This is a genomic window from Streptomyces turgidiscabies Car8 (assembly GCF_000331005.1).
GTDB classification, from domain to species: domain Bacteria; phylum Actinomycetota; class Actinomycetes; order Streptomycetales; family Streptomycetaceae; genus Streptomyces; species Streptomyces turgidiscabies.
Genome location: NZ_AEJB01000328.1, coordinates 1 through 16,746, shown reverse-complemented (window position 1 = coordinate 16,746; position 16,746 = coordinate 1). Strand labels below are relative to the sequence as shown.

Annotated in this window: 15 protein-coding genes; 9 read left to right on the top strand and 6 right to left on the bottom strand. The window is 72.3% G+C overall.

Annotated features, from left to right (window positions below; translation table 11 throughout):
* Positions 1-498 precede the first annotated feature (498 nt).
* Entirely contained in the window at positions 499-1,635 is a 1,137-nt protein-coding gene (locus STRTUCAR8_RS22035) for a VanZ family protein (RefSeq protein WP_199791697.1), read from the top strand.
* Between the two features lie 29 nt (positions 1,636-1,664).
* Here the strand turns inward: STRTUCAR8_RS22035 and STRTUCAR8_RS22030 are convergent, their stop codons facing one another.
* Positions 1,665-2,504 (bottom strand): IclR family transcriptional regulator, encoded by an 840-nt coding sequence (locus STRTUCAR8_RS22030; RefSeq protein WP_006378106.1) that lies wholly within the window; start codon positions 2,502-2,504, stop codon positions 1,665-1,667.
* Between the two features lie 119 nt (positions 2,505-2,623).
* Here STRTUCAR8_RS22030 and STRTUCAR8_RS22025 point away from each other — a divergent pair, with 119 nt between their 5' ends.
* From STRTUCAR8_RS22025 to STRTUCAR8_RS22005, 5 genes are all read left to right on the top strand, one after another.
* Positions 2,624-3,091 carry a YqfO family protein gene (locus tag STRTUCAR8_RS22025; RefSeq protein ID WP_006378124.1) on the top strand — a complete coding sequence of 156 codons (468 nt, stop codon included), beginning with the start codon at positions 2,624-2,626 and terminating at the stop codon, positions 3,089-3,091.
* A 191-nt stretch (positions 3,092-3,282) separates the two neighbouring features.
* Positions 3,283-4,728, top strand: coding sequence for an amino acid permease (locus STRTUCAR8_RS22020; RefSeq protein ID WP_006378152.1), 1,446 nt, complete (start codon positions 3,283-3,285; stop codon positions 4,726-4,728).
* On the top strand, positions 4,725-5,405 hold the full coding sequence (locus STRTUCAR8_RS22015; protein ID WP_006378139.1) for an HAD hydrolase-like protein: 681 nt from the start codon (positions 4,725-4,727) through the stop codon (positions 5,403-5,405). The genes STRTUCAR8_RS22020 and STRTUCAR8_RS22015 overlap by 4 nt, the downstream gene beginning before the upstream one ends.
* 28 nt (positions 5,406-5,433) lie before the next feature.
* Positions 5,434-6,246: a cyclase family protein gene (locus tag STRTUCAR8_RS22010; protein WP_006378103.1), complete on the top strand. Its 813-nt coding sequence runs from the start codon at positions 5,434-5,436 to the stop codon at positions 6,244-6,246.
* Positions 6,247-6,348: 102 nt separating this feature from the next.
* The gene (locus STRTUCAR8_RS22005) at positions 6,349-6,789 is read left to right on the top strand and encodes an Lrp/AsnC family transcriptional regulator (RefSeq protein ID WP_006378134.1); all 441 of its coding nucleotides are present in this window, start codon (positions 6,349-6,351) and stop codon (positions 6,787-6,789) included.
* 12 nt (positions 6,790-6,801) lie between these two features.
* On the opposite strand, the gene STRTUCAR8_RS22000 is transcribed toward STRTUCAR8_RS22005, so the two are convergent.
* The 3 genes from STRTUCAR8_RS22000 to STRTUCAR8_RS21990 are packed head-to-tail and all read right to left on the bottom strand — an operon-like array spanning position 6,802 to position 10,707.
* Entirely contained in the window at positions 6,802-8,193 is a 1,392-nt protein-coding gene (locus STRTUCAR8_RS22000) for an aspartate ammonia-lyase (protein WP_006378109.1), read from the bottom strand.
* Positions 8,190-9,620 (bottom strand): aldehyde dehydrogenase family protein, encoded by a 1,431-nt coding sequence (locus tag STRTUCAR8_RS21995; RefSeq protein WP_006378130.1) that lies wholly within the window; start codon positions 9,618-9,620, stop codon positions 8,190-8,192. Before STRTUCAR8_RS21995 ends, STRTUCAR8_RS22000 begins: the two co-directional genes overlap by 4 nt.
* Positions 9,613-10,707: a homoserine dehydrogenase gene (locus tag STRTUCAR8_RS21990; RefSeq protein ID WP_006378145.1), complete on the bottom strand. Its 1,095-nt coding sequence runs from the start codon at positions 10,705-10,707 to the stop codon at positions 9,613-9,615. The genes STRTUCAR8_RS21995 and STRTUCAR8_RS21990 overlap by 8 nt, the downstream gene beginning before the upstream one ends.
* A gap of 161 nt (positions 10,708-10,868) precedes the next feature.
* Here STRTUCAR8_RS21990 and STRTUCAR8_RS21985 point away from each other — a divergent pair, with 161 nt between their 5' ends.
* Positions 10,869-11,678 carry an IclR family transcriptional regulator domain-containing protein gene (locus STRTUCAR8_RS21985; protein ID WP_006378137.1) on the top strand — a complete coding sequence of 270 codons (810 nt, stop codon included), beginning with the start codon at positions 10,869-10,871 and terminating at the stop codon, positions 11,676-11,678.
* Positions 11,679-12,046: 368 nt separating this feature from the next.
* On the top strand, positions 12,047-13,906 hold the full coding sequence (locus STRTUCAR8_RS21980) for an AfsR/SARP family transcriptional regulator (RefSeq protein WP_100247621.1): 1,860 nt from the start codon (positions 12,047-12,049) through the stop codon (positions 13,904-13,906).
* Between the two features lie 121 nt (positions 13,907-14,027).
* Here the strand turns inward: STRTUCAR8_RS21980 and STRTUCAR8_RS21975 are convergent, their stop codons facing one another.
* Positions 14,028-14,564: a hypothetical protein gene (locus tag STRTUCAR8_RS21975; protein WP_006378146.1), complete on the bottom strand. Its 537-nt coding sequence runs from the start codon at positions 14,562-14,564 to the stop codon at positions 14,028-14,030.
* A gap of 61 nt (positions 14,565-14,625) precedes the next feature.
* Positions 14,626-15,624, bottom strand: coding sequence for a 4'-phosphopantetheinyl transferase family protein (locus STRTUCAR8_RS21970; RefSeq protein ID WP_006378128.1), 999 nt, complete (start codon positions 15,622-15,624; stop codon positions 14,626-14,628).
* A gap of 193 nt (positions 15,625-15,817) precedes the next feature.
* On the opposite strand from STRTUCAR8_RS21970, the gene STRTUCAR8_RS21965 reads away from it, so the two are divergent.
* Positions 15,818-16,746: TauD/TfdA family dioxygenase (locus tag STRTUCAR8_RS21965; protein WP_006378143.1), on the top strand; the 929-nt coding region annotated here is incomplete at its 3' end.

Below are 16,746 nucleotides of genomic sequence, written 5' to 3'. Positions count from 1 at the left end.
CAGGCCTCACCGGCGGACACAGACCGCCGAAGACAGCACGTGGACACGGGAGTCCAGGCCCGCCCCGCTGGGGACCTCTCCATCGTCCGATTCACACAGGCCCCCGCGGATCAGCCGAAAAGCTGACCACCTGGGGGTGACGGCGGCAGCCGATTCGTCAGCCTCCGGGATGCCGTCGCGTCAGCTCCAGGGATGACGCGGTCCGTGAATCGCTTGGGGCAGCACGCCTCTCGGGGCGGGCTGCCATGCGGCCCACCGGCGAGACGTGCCGCAATTCCGCCACGATCCGCCCCCTCGCCGTATCGGCCGTACGGCCGAGGCACGGCCGAGCCGAACGATGCGACTCTCGTCCACGAGACGAGCGAGGTGGGCGGGACGGGCGAGACGTGATCCGCCCGGCCGGCGCCCTGCGCATCGCCCCCACTGCCGCGCTCCCACAGATCCCGAGTTTCGTGTGCCGCCGCCGGCCGAGGCCGCGGCTCTGAGAGGAATCCGCTCGTGAGTCCAAGAGTGGCGCCGGCCGTCTGGGCCGCCCTGCTGATGTCCGTGGCCGCCGTCGTGCTGTTCGTTCCCTACATCGCCGTGCGTTATCGGCGACGCGGCGAACTGGGCCTGGGCAACATGGCGTTGGCGTTCACCGGACCCCTCTACGGCCTGGCCCTGTTCTTCTACGTGTTCGCCCCGTTCCCGACGGTCCGGTCCGACTTCTGTGCCGTCATCGGCGTGCGCCGACCCCAGCTGATCCCGTTCCACTTCCTGCACGACATGGGGAAGTCGGCCACCGGCAGCGGTCCTGCGGCGATGCTGCACAACCCGGCCCTGACACAGGTGCTGCTGAACGTGGCGCTTTTCATACCCTTGGGCATGTTCGTCCGGTACATGTTCCGGCGCGGCGTGCCCTTCACCGCGGCCGTCGGTCTGGGGGTGTCACTGCTGATCGAGACGACCCAACTGACCGGAGACTGGTTCATCTACCCGTGCGCGTACCGGCTGTTCGACGTCGACGACCTGATCGCGAACGGCCTGGGAGGACTGATCGGCGCGCTGGCCGCCCCGCTGCTCGGCGCCGTGCCCGGCCAACGCGTCCACGCCGAGCCGGGAGAGCCTCGCCCGGTCACCTGGCGCAGGCGGTTGCTGGCGTCCGTGTGCGACCTGATGAGTTTCGGGTTCCTCAGTGTGTCGACGGTCGCCGCCTGCGCGGCGCTCGTGTGGGTGTGGCACGGAGGTCTGTCCGCCGAAGGTGCCCCTCCGTACTCGGGCTTCTTCTTCGACGGGACCGTCGAGTCCATCGGTTTCTGGGTGCCCTGGCTGGTGCTCGCGGTCGGATTTCCCCTGGCAGGCGGTGGGGCGAGTCTCGGGCAGCGCATCGTCCGGTTGGGAGCGACCACCGCTGACGGCCGCCGACCGGGCCTACGGGCGGGACTCGTACGCGGTCTGACAGGTGTCGGCGGTTTCCTGCTCCTCAACCACTTCGAATCGTTGTCCACCCCCGCCGCCGTCCTCGCCCTGGTCTCGCTCGTCGCCCTGTTCAGGACGTCGCGGCACCGCGGCTTCTCCCATGTCTGCGCGCGACTGACGATGACGGATTCCCGTGTGCCGAGCGTGCGGGCGGCGTCGGCCGAGCCGGCGCTCTGACTCGGCCTTTCCGCTGCCACGCCATGCGGTCACGCCCCGCGCAGCACCGTTTCCAGGTGGTGTCCCCAGCGCAGTGCGGTGGCCACGATCTCTCGTGTGCCGGGTTCGAGGCGGCGGCGCGGTCCGACGACCTGGACGGCGGCGACGACCTCCTCCGTGAAGTCGCGGACCGGCACGGCGACCGAGTACAGGCCCGGCTCGGCCTCCTCGTCGACGATCGAGTATCCGCGCTCCCGGGTCAACGACAGCCGGCGCAGGAAGTCGTCGAGGCCGGTCGGTGTGTTGGGGCCGTGGCGGACGAAGTCGGTGCGGGAGAAGACCGCCGCCACCTCGTCGTCGTCGGCGTCCATCAACAGCGCCTGGCCGCAGTCGCTGCAGTACGCCGGATAGGGGCGGCCGATCCAGGAGCCGAGCTGCCGGCTGCCGGGCGGCACCCGTTCGGCGACGGTCACGGTCGTGTCGCCCACGAGAACGCCGAGGTAGCAGCTCTCGCCGGTCTCCGCCGCCATGCCCTCCAGGGCCGTGAGCCCGTCGGTGCGCAGACGATGCGCCGTGAGTTCCCGGGCGGTCGTGTAGAGCCGCCAGTGAGGTGCCACGGCGCCCGAGGCCTCGTCGCGCTCGACGAAGTCCTCCGCACTCATGGCGGTGAGCGCCCGGGACAGCTGACTGCGGTCGCGGCCCATCCGACGGGCCAGTTCGGAGACGGACACGGCCAGGCCATGACGGCGGCCGCCGGCCGTGCCCCGGGCGAGCTCGGACAGGACGTCCAGGCCCTTCGCCACGCTCGAGTCCACGTACCTCTCGTGCCCCTCCGTCGTCCCGGCGCGCCCGTACGACGGGGTGCCGGGCCCGTGCTCGTTGATCCGCACTGTACCGCCGCCTTCCCACAAGATCGGAAACTGTGCAGCATTTACATCTTGCCGTGCATTTAATGCACGCCTAGCATCCTCTGCATCAGCTGCCGCCGAATGCCGAGGGATGTACGCGTATGGGCACGACGATGCCGCCGGAAACCACCGAACGAGGCCGGGAGGCGGCGGATCCGTCCGTACGGCGCCGGACGGTACGGAGGGTCAAGGCGTTCTGGCCGGTGTCGGAGGACACCCTGGCCGCCTGCGCGCGGGGCGATCTCGACACGCTGCGCTCCGACGAGTCCTTCGCCTCCCTGCTGCGCGTGCTGGAGAGCTCGCCCGAACTCGGGGACTTCGGCGTGTACGGCGACGTCTTCGAGGTGACCTTCGGCGCGGAGGGCTTCACCGTCCGGCCGGGTGCCCGCCCGGCCCTCGGCTCGGTCGGCGGGCGGTTCCTCTCCGCCACCGTCGCCGTGACCACGTACGTCGACTCGGTGACGGACGAGGACCTGGCGCGGGTGCTGGCCCGCCTCGCCGACGCCCATCCCTGGGAGATCCCGGTGATCGAGCTCTCCGCCCCGCTGGAACTCGTCTCCCGAGCCTGACCAGGGCTCACCGGCCCCGCCCCGAACCCGAGCCCCCTCAGCGCGTCACCCGCACCCGGTGGCGGCTCCCGCCGTGTGCGCACCACCCGACGCGCACCGCTCCCCCGCCGAAAGTGGCTTCACCCCTCCGCCATGCCATGCCGATCGCCCCCCACGCGTCCTGTCCCTCCCCGCTCCCCAGAGGACACGTCATGTCAGTCTCAGTCGAACCCGAGAACCCCGCGGCGTCCGCCACCGGCGCCCCGCAGCCCGGCCCCGACGGCCTGCGCCGCACCATGCGGTCCCGCCACCTCGTGATGATCGCGATGGGCGGCGTCATCGGCTCCGGGCTCTTCCTCAGCTCCGGCTTCACCGTCTCCCAGGCAGGCCCGCTCGGCGCCGTACTCGCCTATCTGGTGGGCGCGTTCGTCGTCTGGCTGGTGATGACCTGCCTCGGTGAACTCGCCGTCATCTACCCCGTCTCGGGCGCGTTCCACGTCTACGCGACCCGCTCGATCGGCCCCGCCACCGGCTTCGCCACCGCCTGGCTGTACTGGCTGACCTGGGCCGTCGCCCTCGGCTCCGAGTTCACCGCGTGCGGGCTGCTGATGCAGCGCTGGTTCCCCGACGTCAGTGTCTGGGTCTGGTGCGTGGTGTTCGCCACGGTCGTCTTCGGAGTGAACGCCTTCTCCGCCCGGGTCTTCGGTGAGACCGAGTACTGGTTCTCCCTGGTCAAGGTCATCGCCGTGGTCGCCCTCATCGTGCTCGGCGGCGCCGCCCTGGCCGGCTTCCACCCGCTCTCCTCGGGCGGATCCCACCCCTTCCTGCTGCAGAACTTCAGCACTCCGGACGGTCTCTTCCCGCACGGTTTCTCCGGCGTCCTCGTCACCGTCCTGGCGGCTTTCTACGCCTTCTCCGGGTCCGAACTCATCGGCGTCGCCGCCGGTGAGACCGAGGACCCGGCGACCGCCGTGCCCAAGGCGCTGCGCGTCACCGTCATCCGTCTGCTGGTCTTCTTCGTCGGCGCGATCACCGTGATCGCCGCGACCATCCCGTACGACAAGGTGGGTCTGGACGAGAGCCCGTTCGTCACCGTCTTCTCCTCCGTCGGCGTCCCCTACACGGCCGACGCGATGAACTTCGTGATCATCACGGCGCTGCTGTCCGCCGGGAACAGCGGCCTGTACTCCTGTGCCCGCATGCTGTTCTCCCTCGCGGAGGAGAAGCAGGCCCCGCAGGTGCTGCGCCGGCTCAGCCGCCGTGGCATCCCGCTGGTCGCCCTGTCGCTCAGCATGGTCGGCGGTGCCGCCTCCCTGGTGAGCAGCGTCGCGGCGCCCGAGACCGTCTACCTGGTGCTGGTGTCGATCGCCGGGTTCGCCGCGGTCGGCGTGTGGATGTCCATCGCCGCGTCCCAGTTCTTCCATCGGCGGGCCTTCGTGCGCGACGGCGGCGACGTCCGGACCCTGTCGTACCGGACCCCCTTCTACCCGGTCGTGCCGATCCTGGCCTTCGCTCTGTGCCTGGCCTCGCTCATCGGTATCGCGCTGGACCCGGCGCAGGCCACCGCCCTGTACTTCGGCGTTCCGTTCGTGGCCGGCTGCTACCTGTACCACTGGCTGCGCCACGGTCGCCGCCGGACCGCGGGAGCCGCCGTATGAGGCCCACCTGTCTGCTCCTCGACCTCGACGGCACCCTGATCGACTCCGCTCCCGGAGTGACCGCGAGCGCCGCCGCGGCCCTCCGCTCGGTCGGGGCACCGGTCCCGGACGGGCCCACGCTGCGCGGCTTCGTCGGCCCGCCGATGTACGACACCTTCCGATACGTCGTCGGCCTCGACGAGCCGACCGCACGGGCCGCCCTCGCGGCCTACCGCACGGAGTACGCCCGGCACGGAGCGTCGGCCGCCACCGTGTACGACGGCATCCCCGAACTGCTGGACGCCCTGGCCGCGTCCGGCCTTCCGATGGGCGTCGCGACGTCCAAGGTGCAGGACCAGGCGGAGCTGATGACACGTCGCTTCGGTCTCGACACACGGCTGCTGACCGTGTGCGGTGTCTCCGACGAGGCGGGCCGCACGACGAAGCGGCAGGTCATCCGGGAGTGCGTCACCCGGCTGCGGGACCGGGGCGCGGACGTCCGCCGACCGCTCATGGTCGGCGACCGCACCTACGACGTCGAGAGCGCGGCGGCCGAGGGCATCCCCGCCGTCCATGTGCGGTGGGGCTACGGCGGTGAGGCGGAGTCCGCCGGAGCGGTCGCCTCCGTCGCCGAACCGGCCGAACTGATCCCCCTGCTCGCCACGCTCCCCCGCACCGCCCTCGCACATCACCCCTGAGACCGCTCCCTGAGAGGACCCGGCACCCATGACACGGAACAACACCGCCACCGCCACCGTCACTGCCACCGGCCCGACCGCGATCACGACCACCGAACCGCCCCTGTGGGCCCTGCACCGGGAACTGACGGCGACGACGGTCCGCACGGACCTCACGCACGCCTTCCACCCGGGCCAGCCGCACTTCCCCGCCTTCCCGGACGAGAAGCGTGAGTTGCCGTTCGACATGTCGCGCGGCGACGGCTTCACCGTGCATCTCCACACGATCGTCGGCCAGTGGGGCACCCACGTCGACCCGCCCGTGCACTTCGTCGCCGGGGCCCGGACCCTGGACGAGATCCCCGTCGACGAGATGATCCTGCCGCTGGTCGTCCTCGACATCAGCGACCGGGTCGCCGCCGACCCCGACGCCGTACCGACCCTGGACGACATCGCGGCCTGGGAGACCCGTCACGGCCGCATCCCCGCCGACTCCTTCGTGGCCCTGCGCACCGGCTGGAGCCGCCGCTGGCCGGACGCGGCCGCCATGGCCAACAAGGACGAGGCGGGCGTGAGCCACTGCCCGGGGTGGTCCGCCGAGGTCCTGCGGTACCTCTTCGAGGAGGCCGGTGTCACGGCGATCGGGCACGAACAGACCGACACGGACCCCGGACTCGCCACCTCCGCCGGTGACTTCGGCCTGGAGCGCTACGTGCTGGCACGCGACCGCTGGCAGATCGAGCTGATGGCCGACCTGGACCGGGTGCCCGAGGCCGGGGCCCTGATCGTCGCCACCTGGCCCAAGCCGCAGGGCGGTTCGGGCTTCCCCGCCCGCGTGTTCGCCCTCCACCGGGCGGTCTGAACCGGGCGGTGCGAACCGCCGACATGACACGAAGAGCTCCGGTCGGCCGTGTGGCCGCCGGAGCTCTTCGGTGAGTGCCAGTCAGGAGACACAGCCACAGCCATGGACACCATCGACGAGCAGATCATCACCGAGCTCACGGGCAACGCCCGTATGTCCCATGCCGAGTTGGGGCAGCGGGTGCGTTTGTCCCGCAACGCCGTGCGCCAGCGCGTCGAGCGCCTGGAACGGCAGGGGCACATCGGCGGCTACACCCTGGTGCGTCCGTCGGGCGGACACGACCGGCCGACGGTGGCCGCCCATGTCCTGGTCTACCGCCAGGACCGGATGCGTGGCGGCGATGTCCTGGCCGCCCTCAAACGCATCCCGGAGGTGGTCTTCTGCGATGTGCTGAGCGGCCAGTTCGATCTGCTGGTCAGCCTGGAGGCCGACTCCCTGGAACGCGTACAGGGCATCTGGGAGCAGATCGCCCAGATGCCCGGTGTACGGGACACGGTGACGGCGCTCGCGCTGTCCCGTGTCGTCAGCCGGCCGCGGCTGTGAGACGCCCCCCGGCTATGACGGCCACAGCTGGGGAACGGCCATGAGAGCACGTGCCGTCTCCCGGTCGAGCAACCCGCGCCGCACGACGACGTCCAGTACGTCGTCGCCCGTCGCCAGCGCCTCCCGGGCCGCCGCCGAGGCGGCCTCGTGCCCGATGCGGGGCGCCAGCGCCGTCACCGCCCCGACGGCCCCGGTGATCCCCGGCGGAAGCGTGGATCCGCCCGCGGTGATGCCCGCCACGCACAGCGTGCGCAGCGCCGCACAGCCGCGTGTGAGCCAGGTGATGTGCTGGAGCAGCAGGTGCCCGATGAGTGGTTCGAACGCGTTCAGCTGCAACTGCCCGTTGTCGGCGGCCATGGTGATCGCGACGTCGGCGCCGGCGGTCGCGAACGCGATCTGGTTGACCATCTCCGGGATCACCGGGTTCACCTTGCCCGGCATGACCGACGAACCGGCCTGCCGCGCGGGCAGGTTGATCTCGGCGAAGCCCGCGCGCGGTCCGCTGGCCAGCAGCCGCAGGTCGCTGCACACCTTGGACAGCTTCACCGCCGTCCGTTTCAGCACCCCGGACACGGTCAGGAACACCCCGGTGTCGGAGGTGGCCTCCACCAGGTCGGCGGCGGGCGTGTGGTCCAGCCCGGTCAGCGCCCTCAACTGCCGTACGGCCGCCGCCGCGTAGCCGGGCTCGGCGGCGATGCCCGTGCCGATGGCCGTCGCCCCGAGGCTGGTCTCGGCGAGCAGCGGCAGCGTCTCGCCGATCCGGTCGACGTCCTCGGCGAGCGTCGTCCCGAAGGCGGCGAACTCCCGGCCCAGCGTCATCGGTACGGCGTCCTGCAACTGGGTGCGACCGATCTTCACCACGGCGGCGAACTCCACGCCCTTGGCGGTGAACTCGGCTGCCAGCAGGGCGAGTTCATCCGTCAGCCCGACCAGGGCCGCGGCGACCGCGATGCGCAGGGCGGTGGGGTAGACGTCGTTGGTGGACTGGCAGCGGTTGACGTCGTCGAGCGGATGGAGATGCTCGTAGTGGCCGCGCTCGTGGCCGAGGTGTTCCAGCGCGAGGTTGGCGATCACCTCGTTGGCGTTCATGTTGGTGCTGGTCCCCGCGCCGCCCTGGATGACGTCCACGGGGAACTGCTCGTGGTGGCGGCCGTCCGCGACGGCCCGGCAGGCCGCCACGACGGCCCGCACCTTGTGCGGCTCCAGCACGCCGATCTCACCGTTGGCGAGGGCGGCGGCCTGCTTCACCAGGGCAAGGGCGCGCACGAGTTGGGGGTGGACGGAGACCGGGACACCGCTGACGCCGAAGTTCGCCAGGGCGCGGGCCGTGTGCACGCCCCAGTACGCCTCCGCGGGCACCCGTACGTCCCCCAGTGCGTCCGTCTCGACGCGGAAGCCGTTCACACTCCGGCCCCGTTGAGGCAGACGACCTTCGGCTGGGTCATGTCCTCGTAGGCGAAGCGCACGCCCTCGCGGCCCATGCTGCCGTACTTGAAGCCGCCGAAGGGCATCGCGTCGATGCGGTAGTCGGAGGAGTCGTTGATCATCACTCCGCCCGCCTCCAGCAGTCGTGCCGCGGCCATGGCCCGGTCCAGCGAGGCCGTGAAGACGCCCGCGTGCAGGCTGAAGTCGATCTCGTTGGCCCGTTCGACGGCCTCCTCGAAGGTGTCGAAGGGTTCCAGGACGACGACGGGCGCGAACGCCTCCTCCCGCCAGACCGCCGACGTGGCCGGCACGCCTTCGAGGACGGTCGGGGCGTACCCGCTGCCGTCCCGCTCGTGGCCGCAGAGCAGCGTGGCGCCCTCGGCGAGCGCGGCGGCGACCGTGGCCTCGGCCGCGACCGCCGCCCGCTCGTCGATCATGGGACCGACGTCGGTGCGCTCGTCGGCGGGGTCCCCGGTACGCAACCGCCCGGTGCGCTCGACGAACGCGTCCCGGAACGCCTCGTACACCGGGCGTTCGACGAGGATCCGCTGGGTGCCCACGCAGTTCTGGCCGGCGGCCCAGAACGCCCCGGACACGCACGCCTCGACCGCCGCGTCCAGGTCGGCGTCGGCCAGTACGAGGACCGGGGCGTTGCCTCCGAGGTCCATGGCGAGCTTCTTGAGCCCCGCCGAGCGCGCGATGGCCTCACCGGTGCGGAATCCCCCGGTGAACGACACCATCCGCACGTCCGGGGCGGCCACCACGGCGGCCCCCAGCTCGGCGCCGCCGTTGACGACGGTCACCACGTCCTCCGGCAGACCCGCCTCCACCAGCGTGTCGACCAGCCGCAGCGCGGACAGCGGCGTGAGCAGCGACGGTTTCAGGACGACCGCGTTGCCGCCCGCGATCGCCGGGCCGAGCTTGTGCGCGACCAGGTTGAGCGGGTCGTTGTACGGCGTGACGGCCGCGATGACGCCCAGCGGCTCGCGGGTGAACCAGCCCGAGCGCCCCTCCGATCCCGCGTACGCGTCGAACGGCACCACCTCGCCGGCGTTGCGGCGCGCCTCGGCCGCCGACAGCCGCAGGGTGTTGACCGCGCGGCCGGTCTCCTTGCGGGCCTGCGTCAGGGTCTTGCCGGCCTCGGCGACGATCAGCCGGGCGAACGACTCGGCGCGCTCCTCGATCAGCCCGGCCGCACCGTCGAGCACCGCCGCGCGCGCGGCCCGGGAAAGCCCACGGGCGGTCTCGCGCCCTTGCCGCGCCCTCCGCAGGACACCGTCCACGGCGTCGGCCGAGGTCAGGCAGACCGAGCCGATCGTCTCGCCGGTGTACGGGTTCCGCACCGGCGCCATGCCGTCGCCGACCTGCGCGTGCGTGGGCAGGGTGCCCAGTGAGACATCAGCCACGACGGGCCTCCTGAAGGGACTTGACGCCGAAGCCGGAGGCGGCGCCCCCGGTGTGCTCGTGGATGCCGATGACGTCCGAGAGCAGCGCGTACGCCGTCTCGGTGCGCCCGGCGCCGGGACCGCCGATGGTGACGGTGCCCAGCAGGTCGGTGTGGAACGCCACGGCGTTGGTGGGACCCGAGACCCCGGCGAGCGGATGCTCGGCGGGCAGCGCGACCGGCGCGACCCTGGCCTCGACGGTGCCGTCCGCGCGCCGGACGGCGGAGCCGACCAGCCGCCAGCGCAGCCCCTCGGCCGCGGCCAGCCGTACGTCCTCGGCGGTGAGGGAGGAGATGCCGGTGCAGGGAACGTCCGTGCGCTTCAGGTCGGCGCCGAGCACCTCGCCCGCGAGGATCATGACCTTCAGCTGGACGTCGTACCCCTCGACATCCGCCGTCGGGTCCGCCTCCGCGTAGCCCAGGGCCTGCGCCTCGGCGACGGCGTCGGCGAAGGACAGGCCCGCCTCCAGCCGGCCGAGGACGTAGTTGGAGGTGCCGTTCATGACGCCCTCGAAGCCGGTCACGGTCAGCCCGCCGAACATCCGGCGCGCGGTACGCAGCACCGGCGTGCCCGACATCACGGTCCCCTCGGACTCGACGCGCACACCGTGCCGCCGCGCCAGTTCCCGCAGGGCGGGCCCGTGCAGGGCGATCGGCCCCTTGTTGGTGGTGCACACGTGCTTGCCGGCCTCGATCGCCCACCGCAGGTGGGACAGCGCGGGCTCCCCGTCCGTGGGGTTGGTGAAGGTGGCCTCGGCCACGATGTCGGCCGGCACCTCCTTGATCACCCACTCGTTGCGGGGCTCCGGGCTGCCGCCCTCCAGTTGTGAGAAGTCCAGCTCACCGGGGGCGACGGCGAGCAGGGGCGTCAGGTCGATACCGTCCCCCTCCGTCCGTACGAGGGATCCCGCACGCAGGTCCGTGATGGCCACCACCCGCAGTCCGAAGCCGAGTTCGGCCCGCAGGGCGTCTCCGCGCTCGGCGATCAGCTCGGCGAGCGCGCGGTTGACGCCGCCGAATCCGATGAGGGCGAGGTCGTATCGGAACATCCGGTCCTCCTTCACTGGTGCGGCCGGGCGCTGATGCGCGGCCCTCCACAGCGTCACGGCCCGGCAGGTCAGCACGACCATGCCGAAACGGCCGCGCCGACTGCCGATGTGCACCGTCGGCCGAGCGTTCGTCCCCCCACACCGCTGGCTATAGTGCGCGGGTGACGACGAACGAGCCCACGCCCGGACCGACGGCGAAGGGAACGGCCTCCTCGCTGCGCATGGCGCTGCGGATCGTCAACACCGTGCTGGACCGGGAGATGTCGGGACGGGCCGGATTCAACGTCAGCAGGCTCGCCGACGAGGTCGGCATCGAGCGGAGCAAGGCGTCCCGGACCACTCAGGACCTGTGCGACAAGGGCTTCCTCGAACGCCGGGACGACTCGACGCTACGTGCCGGCGGCGCCTTCTTCACCGCGGCGGCGTCCCTGCACCCCGGCCTGGTCCGGCGCAGCCGTCCGCTCCTGCGCAGCCTCGCCGTCGGACACGGGGCGGGCGCACGTCTCTCCGTCCTCGACGGCGTCCAGGTCAGGGTGGTGCGAGCCGAGTCGGCCGCGGGCATCGCCCACGAGTGGCTCGGTCCGGCAAGCCTCGTCACCCCGTGCTGGTGCACCGGTGCGGGCCGCGCGCTCCTGCTCGACCACACCCCCGACGAGATCACCGCCCTCCTCGACGACTACGAACTGATCGGCGTCGGCGGCCCCGACGCGGCCCGCTCCGTCGAGGAACTCGTCGCCGCCAACGACCACGACCGCCTGCGCGGCATCGTCACGGCACGGGGCGAGTTCGAACACGGGGTCGTCGAGTACGCGGTACCCGTGCGCGACGCCGAGGGGCGCATCCGGGCCGCCGTGTCGGTCGTGGGCAGGGACGTCGACCTGCTGCCGCGCGAGCGGACAATCGAAGCGGACCTCACGGCGGCGGCCACCGCCTTGGCGGATCCCCTGCCCGACGGCGGCACGGAGCGGTAGGACCGGGTACGCCGACGAGGTCACCACCAGCAGGGGTTCCCGCGCGGACTCCCCCTTCGGCGGCCTCCCGTTCCCATGACGGGCGGTGAGCGGCCCTCCGGCAGAGCAGACCACCCGAACCCGCAGGTCAGACACCATTCGCCGCAGGCCCAGAAAACGCCGGGAACTCCACATGACGTGTCATCGGAAAGCTGTCGGCCTGGGCGGACCACGGAACGCGAATCATTCCCCTCACCGCTTCTCCGCCCGCCATGACGGAGTCGTGCCCTCCAGCCCACAGCAGACCGCGCCGCGGCGATAACCCGCCAATAACGGCGTCTCCTACCTTCTTCATCTGTAGGAATGGCCGCACCAGAAGGGGGTGCCCCATGGAGTTTCTGGTCCTAGGGCCGGTGGAGGCTGTGCGGGACGGCGAACGGGTCGCCCTCTCCGGGTCCAAGATTCACACGGTGCTCGCCGCCATGCTGCTGGCGCAGGACCGGGTCGTGTCCGACGCGCGGCTCAGCTCACTGCTGTGGGGCTGGGATCCGCCGGCGACGGCGAGCGCGCAGATCTACACGTACATGTCCCGGTTACGCAAGCAGTTGGGCGACGAGGCCGACATCGTACGGCGGCCTCCGGGGTACATGCTGCGCGCTCCCGGCGCCCTGATCGACCTGCACGAGTTCCGGCAGCTGGCGCGGGACGGCCGACGGGCGCTGGCGGAAAGGCGGTTCGAGGAAGCCTCGGAGTCGCTGCGCCGCGCGATGCGGCTGTGGCGGGGGCCGGCGCTCGCGAACGTCACCGAGCACCTGCTCGACGCCGAGCTGGCGCCGCTGGAGGAGGAGCGCATGCTCGCCCTGGAGTCCCGGATCGAGGCCGATCTGGAGCTGGGTCGGCACGAGCAGGTGACGGCGGAGCTGACCGGGCTGGTCGCCTCGTTCCCGGTGCGGGAGCGGCTGCGAGCCCAGTTGATGACCGCGCTGTACCGGTGCGGCCGGCAGGCGGACGCTCTGCACGCCTACTACGAGGGGCGCGGCGTCCTCGCCGAGCAGCTCGGCATCGATCCCGGCGAGGTGCTGGGATGGACGTACCAGGCCGTGCTGGGCGGAGAGCTGGGGCTCGGGCGGACCGCCGGAGCGCGAGCGGGGCGGACCGGGCCGGTGCCCTCGATGCTGCCCGCCTCCGACGGGGAACTCGTCGGACGGGAGCACGAACTGCGGGCGCTGCGGGAGCGGCTGGGGCACGAGGAGCCCACGCAGCGGCGCATCCTGGTCACCGGCATGGCCGGCATCGGCAAGACCGCGCTCGCGGTACGGGCCGCCGCCGAGAACGGGGAGCACTTCCCCGACGGGCTGCTCTTCGCCGAACTCCGCGGCTCGGACGGCGCCCCACGGGCTCCGCGCGCCGTGCTGGCGCAGTTGCTGCGGGCGCTCGGCGAGAGCGACCCGAACCTGCCCGCGGGCGATCTGGACGAGCTGGTACGGCTGTACCGGACGCGGACCGCCGGGCGGCGGCTGCTGCTGGTGCTGGACAACGTCTCCGGCGACCGGCAGCTCGCCCCGCTGCTGCCGGCCGGGCCGGCCGCCGTCCTCATCACCAGCAGGCGGCGGCTGGCCCGGGTGACGGCGGGCGACACGTTCGCGCTGCCGTTGCTGGACGAGGAGGCGGGCCTCGATCTGCTGGCCGCCCGCGCGGGACGGCAGCGGCTGCTTGAGGACCCGGACCGGGCCGAGGACCTGGTGGCGTACTGCGGCCGGCTGCCGCTGGCGCTGGCCATCGCGGGCGCTCGGCTGGCGGCCCGGCCGCACTGGACGGCGGCCCGGCTGGCGGCCCGGCTCGCCGACCCCGCCGCCCGGCTGGCCGAACTCGCCTTCGGTGACCTCGACCTGAGCCGGGTCCTGGGGTCCTCGGTGGAGCAGCTCGGAGCGGTCGAGCGGTCGGTGTTCGGGGCGCTCGGCGGAGCGGCCGGCGAGCCGTTCCCCGCGCGGTGGGCCGGTGACCGGCTCGGACTGTCGGAGGAGGCGGCGGAGAACGCCCTGGAGTCCCTCGTCGACGCCGCGCTCCTCGAACTGTCCGGACTCGACGACCAGGGACGGCCGTTGTACCACTGCCACGAGCTCGTACGGCTGCTCGCGGCGGCGGCCCCGTGGGAGGCACTCGAACCGCGGGGACCGCGGGAGCAGGTGTCCGCGCTGGCGCTCGCGCCCGCGGCCGCGCGCGACACACCGGTCACCGGGGCGGGGTGAGCCGGCCGTGTCACTGTCCCTGTGGCTGTGCCTGTACGTGGCGCTGCCCGTGTGCGGGTGCCTGTACGCGGTCTCCTGGTCGGCTTCGCCCCCGTACGGTGTGTCCGGTGAGCCGGACACGTCACCACGCGCCGCGGGCTCGGGTGAGGCCGCGTCCGGCCGTCGGCAGGGCAGGGGCGATGATCTCCTGGGCGATCAGCCAGGCGTCGGAGACGACGCGCTCGCGCGGGGGCCGCGGGGACTGCGTGACGGCCATCGCGGTGACCGACCAGACCGCGGCCACGGCTGCGGCCGCGCGGACGTGGGGGGTAGGGCGGGCGGGGCGGATACCGGTGCCCGAGACGTCCATGCGCAGACCGAGTTCGGCGGCCTGGCGGTGCTGGGCGCCGCGGGCCACACCGGCATCGGGGTGGCTGAACACAGCTGCCGACAGCGGGTGTTCGTAGGCCGCGCGCACCCAGGTGGAGAACCACAGCCGCTCCCGGTTCTCCCAGCCGCCGGGCGCGGACGGGCCGGGGTCGAGCCGCTGGACGACCTCGGCGAGGGTGTCGAAGTACGTGGCCAGTTCGGCGGCGGACAGATGACCTGTGGGGGGCCCGCTGAGTGTGGTGTCGAGGTCCGCGCGACGGGCCGGTGGTGCGACGGATTCCGTGGTCATGATGCGTGACGTCCTCTCTCGGGGTGCGGTCGGGACCGCGGTCGGAGGCCGGGCCGCCCGGTCACGGGCCGGTGGGCGGGTGGAGGTGGACCGGGCCGCGGGCCGCGGGGCCGGCCGCGCGGGCCAGGGCCACCGCGAGGTGGTCGGAGAGGCGCAGGTCCTCCACCGTCCACTCGGTGGGGCGGCCGATGCCGTGGTGGGTGACGCGCAGCGGTCCGTCCTGGTCGGGGTGGGTTTCCAGCTGGTCCAGTTCCGTGCCGACGAGGCCCACGCCGACCGCCTTGACGACGGCCTCCTTGCGGGTCCAGATCCGGTGGAAAACGGCGTGCCTGGCCGGGCCCGGCGACATGGTGTCCAGATGGCGCCGCTCGGCCGCGGTCAGTACGGACCCGGCGAACAGGGTCTCGCGCACCGGGCGCAGCGCCTCCGCGTCCACGCCGATGGCGAGGCCGGCGCCGACCACGAGGACGCCCCAGCCGGCCGTACGGCTCAGGCTGATCGCCAACGGGAGCGCGGGGCGCACCAGCAGCGGCGGGCCGTGGTCGTCCGCGCCGCAGCCCGGGCAGCTGCGGTGTCCCAGCCGGGCGGTGGCCGGGGAGATGCCGAGCAGTTCACCGAGCGCGCGGCGGGCTCCGGCCCGGGTGCGCACGAACTCGGCGGCGTCCCGTTCGGCGAGCATGCCCAGGGCACGCCGGAACTCCTCCGTGCCCAGCAGCGCGAGGTCGGCCGGGTCGACCCGCTCGGGGCAGCGCCACCACCACACGTGCGCCTCGCCTCGGGCGATGATCCGGTCGACGGCGGCGGCCGTCATGACGGCCGCCGACTCCGCGCCCGCGTCGGGGCGGACGGCTCCGGGGGCTGCGGGGACTTTGTCGCCCGTACGGGGGTCCTCGTCGAAGGTACGGCCGCCGCCGGGGTGGGCACCTCCGTCAGCGGTACGGGCCTCGTCTGACCCCGATCCTCCACTCCCCGGGACCCGCGCGGTGGTACCCGCGGTGATGCGGGGCTCTTCTTCCCTGCCGGGGGTGTCCGCCCGGCTTCGATCGCGTGGGAACGTCATGTCCCGCGTCTCCTTTCCACACCCGTCCGCCGGGGCCACCGGGCTGTTCGGATGTACTCAGATGTATATGGTCACTGTTTCCGAGCCTCCTCCCCAGGACTATTGGCGGCCTATACCGACGCGCGTAGGGACGCGATAGGCCGGGCTTCCAGAATTGCCCGGTAAATTGCCGACAACCTGAGGAATTTTTCCTATGGCTCAGATTCAGATGCTGGGTCCGGCCGCATCGAACACGGTGACCGGGCATGAACTCAGCGAGCGGGAAAGGCAGCAGCTGGTGGCTCTGGCCGGTCGGCTGACCGGCCAGGAGCATCCGCTCATCGACAGCGCCGAGTGGCTGGGCGCGGCCCTCGCCACCTCCTCGCTGCTGCCTCGTACGCTGCTGGCCACGCTGCGCGCGTTCCGGCACGATCCGAATCAGGACGGGGTGCTGCTGCTGCGCAACCTGCCGGTGGTGGCGGGCGATCCGCTGCGGCCGACGCCGAGCGTGCCGAATTCCGTCGAGCGCGTTCCGACGATCGCCGCCTCCGTCATCACCTCGCTGATGCTGCAACTCGGCGAGGTGATTTCCTTCCGTAGCGAGAAGAACGGCGCCCTGGTGCAGAACGTGGTGCCGGTGCCGGGCCGGGAGGCGTCGCAGAGCAACGCCGGTTCCGTACTCCTGGAATTGCACGTGGAGAACGCCTTCCACGACAACCGGCCCGATTACGTGGGGCTGCTCTGCATACGGGAGGATCCGACCGGCGACGCGAAACTGTGCACCTCCTCCGTCCGCCGCGCGCTGCCACTGCTGTCGCAGGAGACGCGCCGGGTGCTCGCCGAGCCGCGGTTCCTGACCGAGCCGCCGCCGTCGTTCGGCAGCCTCGCCAGCGTCCGGTCGGCGCATCCGGTGCTCCTGGGCGACCCGGAAGACCCCAACGTGCTGGTCGACTTCGCCGCCACCCACCCGCTGGACGACACGGCGAAGGCGGCGATGGCCGGGCTGCGGGACGCGTTCGTCGAGACGATGACGGCGCACCGGCTGCGGGTCGGTGACTTCGCTGTCGTGGACAACCGGGTCGCGGTGCACGGCCGTACCTCCTTCGTTCCGCGCTACGACGGCGCGGACCGCTGGCTGGAGCG

Bases quoted from the DNA above. Each gene is read 5' to 3' on its own strand.
- STRTUCAR8_RS22025 (WP_006378124.1), top strand. From the start codon at position 2,624: ATGGGCACGACGATGCCGCCGGAAACCACCGAACGAGGCCGGGAGGCG.
- STRTUCAR8_RS22020 (WP_006378152.1), top strand. From the start codon at position 3,283: ATGTCAGTCTCAGTCGAACCCGAGAACCCCGCGGCGTCCGCCACCGGC.
- STRTUCAR8_RS22015 (WP_006378139.1), top strand. From the start codon at position 4,725: ATGAGGCCCACCTGTCTGCTCCTCGACCTCGACGGCACCCTGATCGAC.
- STRTUCAR8_RS22010 (WP_006378103.1), top strand. From the start codon at position 5,434: ATGACACGGAACAACACCGCCACCGCCACCGTCACTGCCACCGGCCCG.
- STRTUCAR8_RS22005 (WP_006378134.1), top strand. From the start codon at position 6,349: ATGGACACCATCGACGAGCAGATCATCACCGAGCTCACGGGCAACGCC.
- STRTUCAR8_RS21990 (WP_006378145.1), bottom strand. From the start codon at position 10,707: ATGTTCCGATACGACCTCGCCCTCATCGGATTCGGCGGCGTCAACCGC.
- STRTUCAR8_RS21980 (WP_100247621.1), top strand. From the start codon at position 12,047: ATGGAGTTTCTGGTCCTAGGGCCGGTGGAGGCTGTGCGGGACGGCGAA.
- STRTUCAR8_RS21975 (WP_006378146.1), bottom strand. From the start codon at position 14,564: ATGACCACGGAATCCGTCGCACCACCGGCCCGTCGCGCGGACCTCGAC.
- STRTUCAR8_RS21970 (WP_006378128.1), bottom strand. From the start codon at position 15,624: ATGACGTTCCCACGCGATCGAAGCCGGGCGGACACCCCCGGCAGGGAA.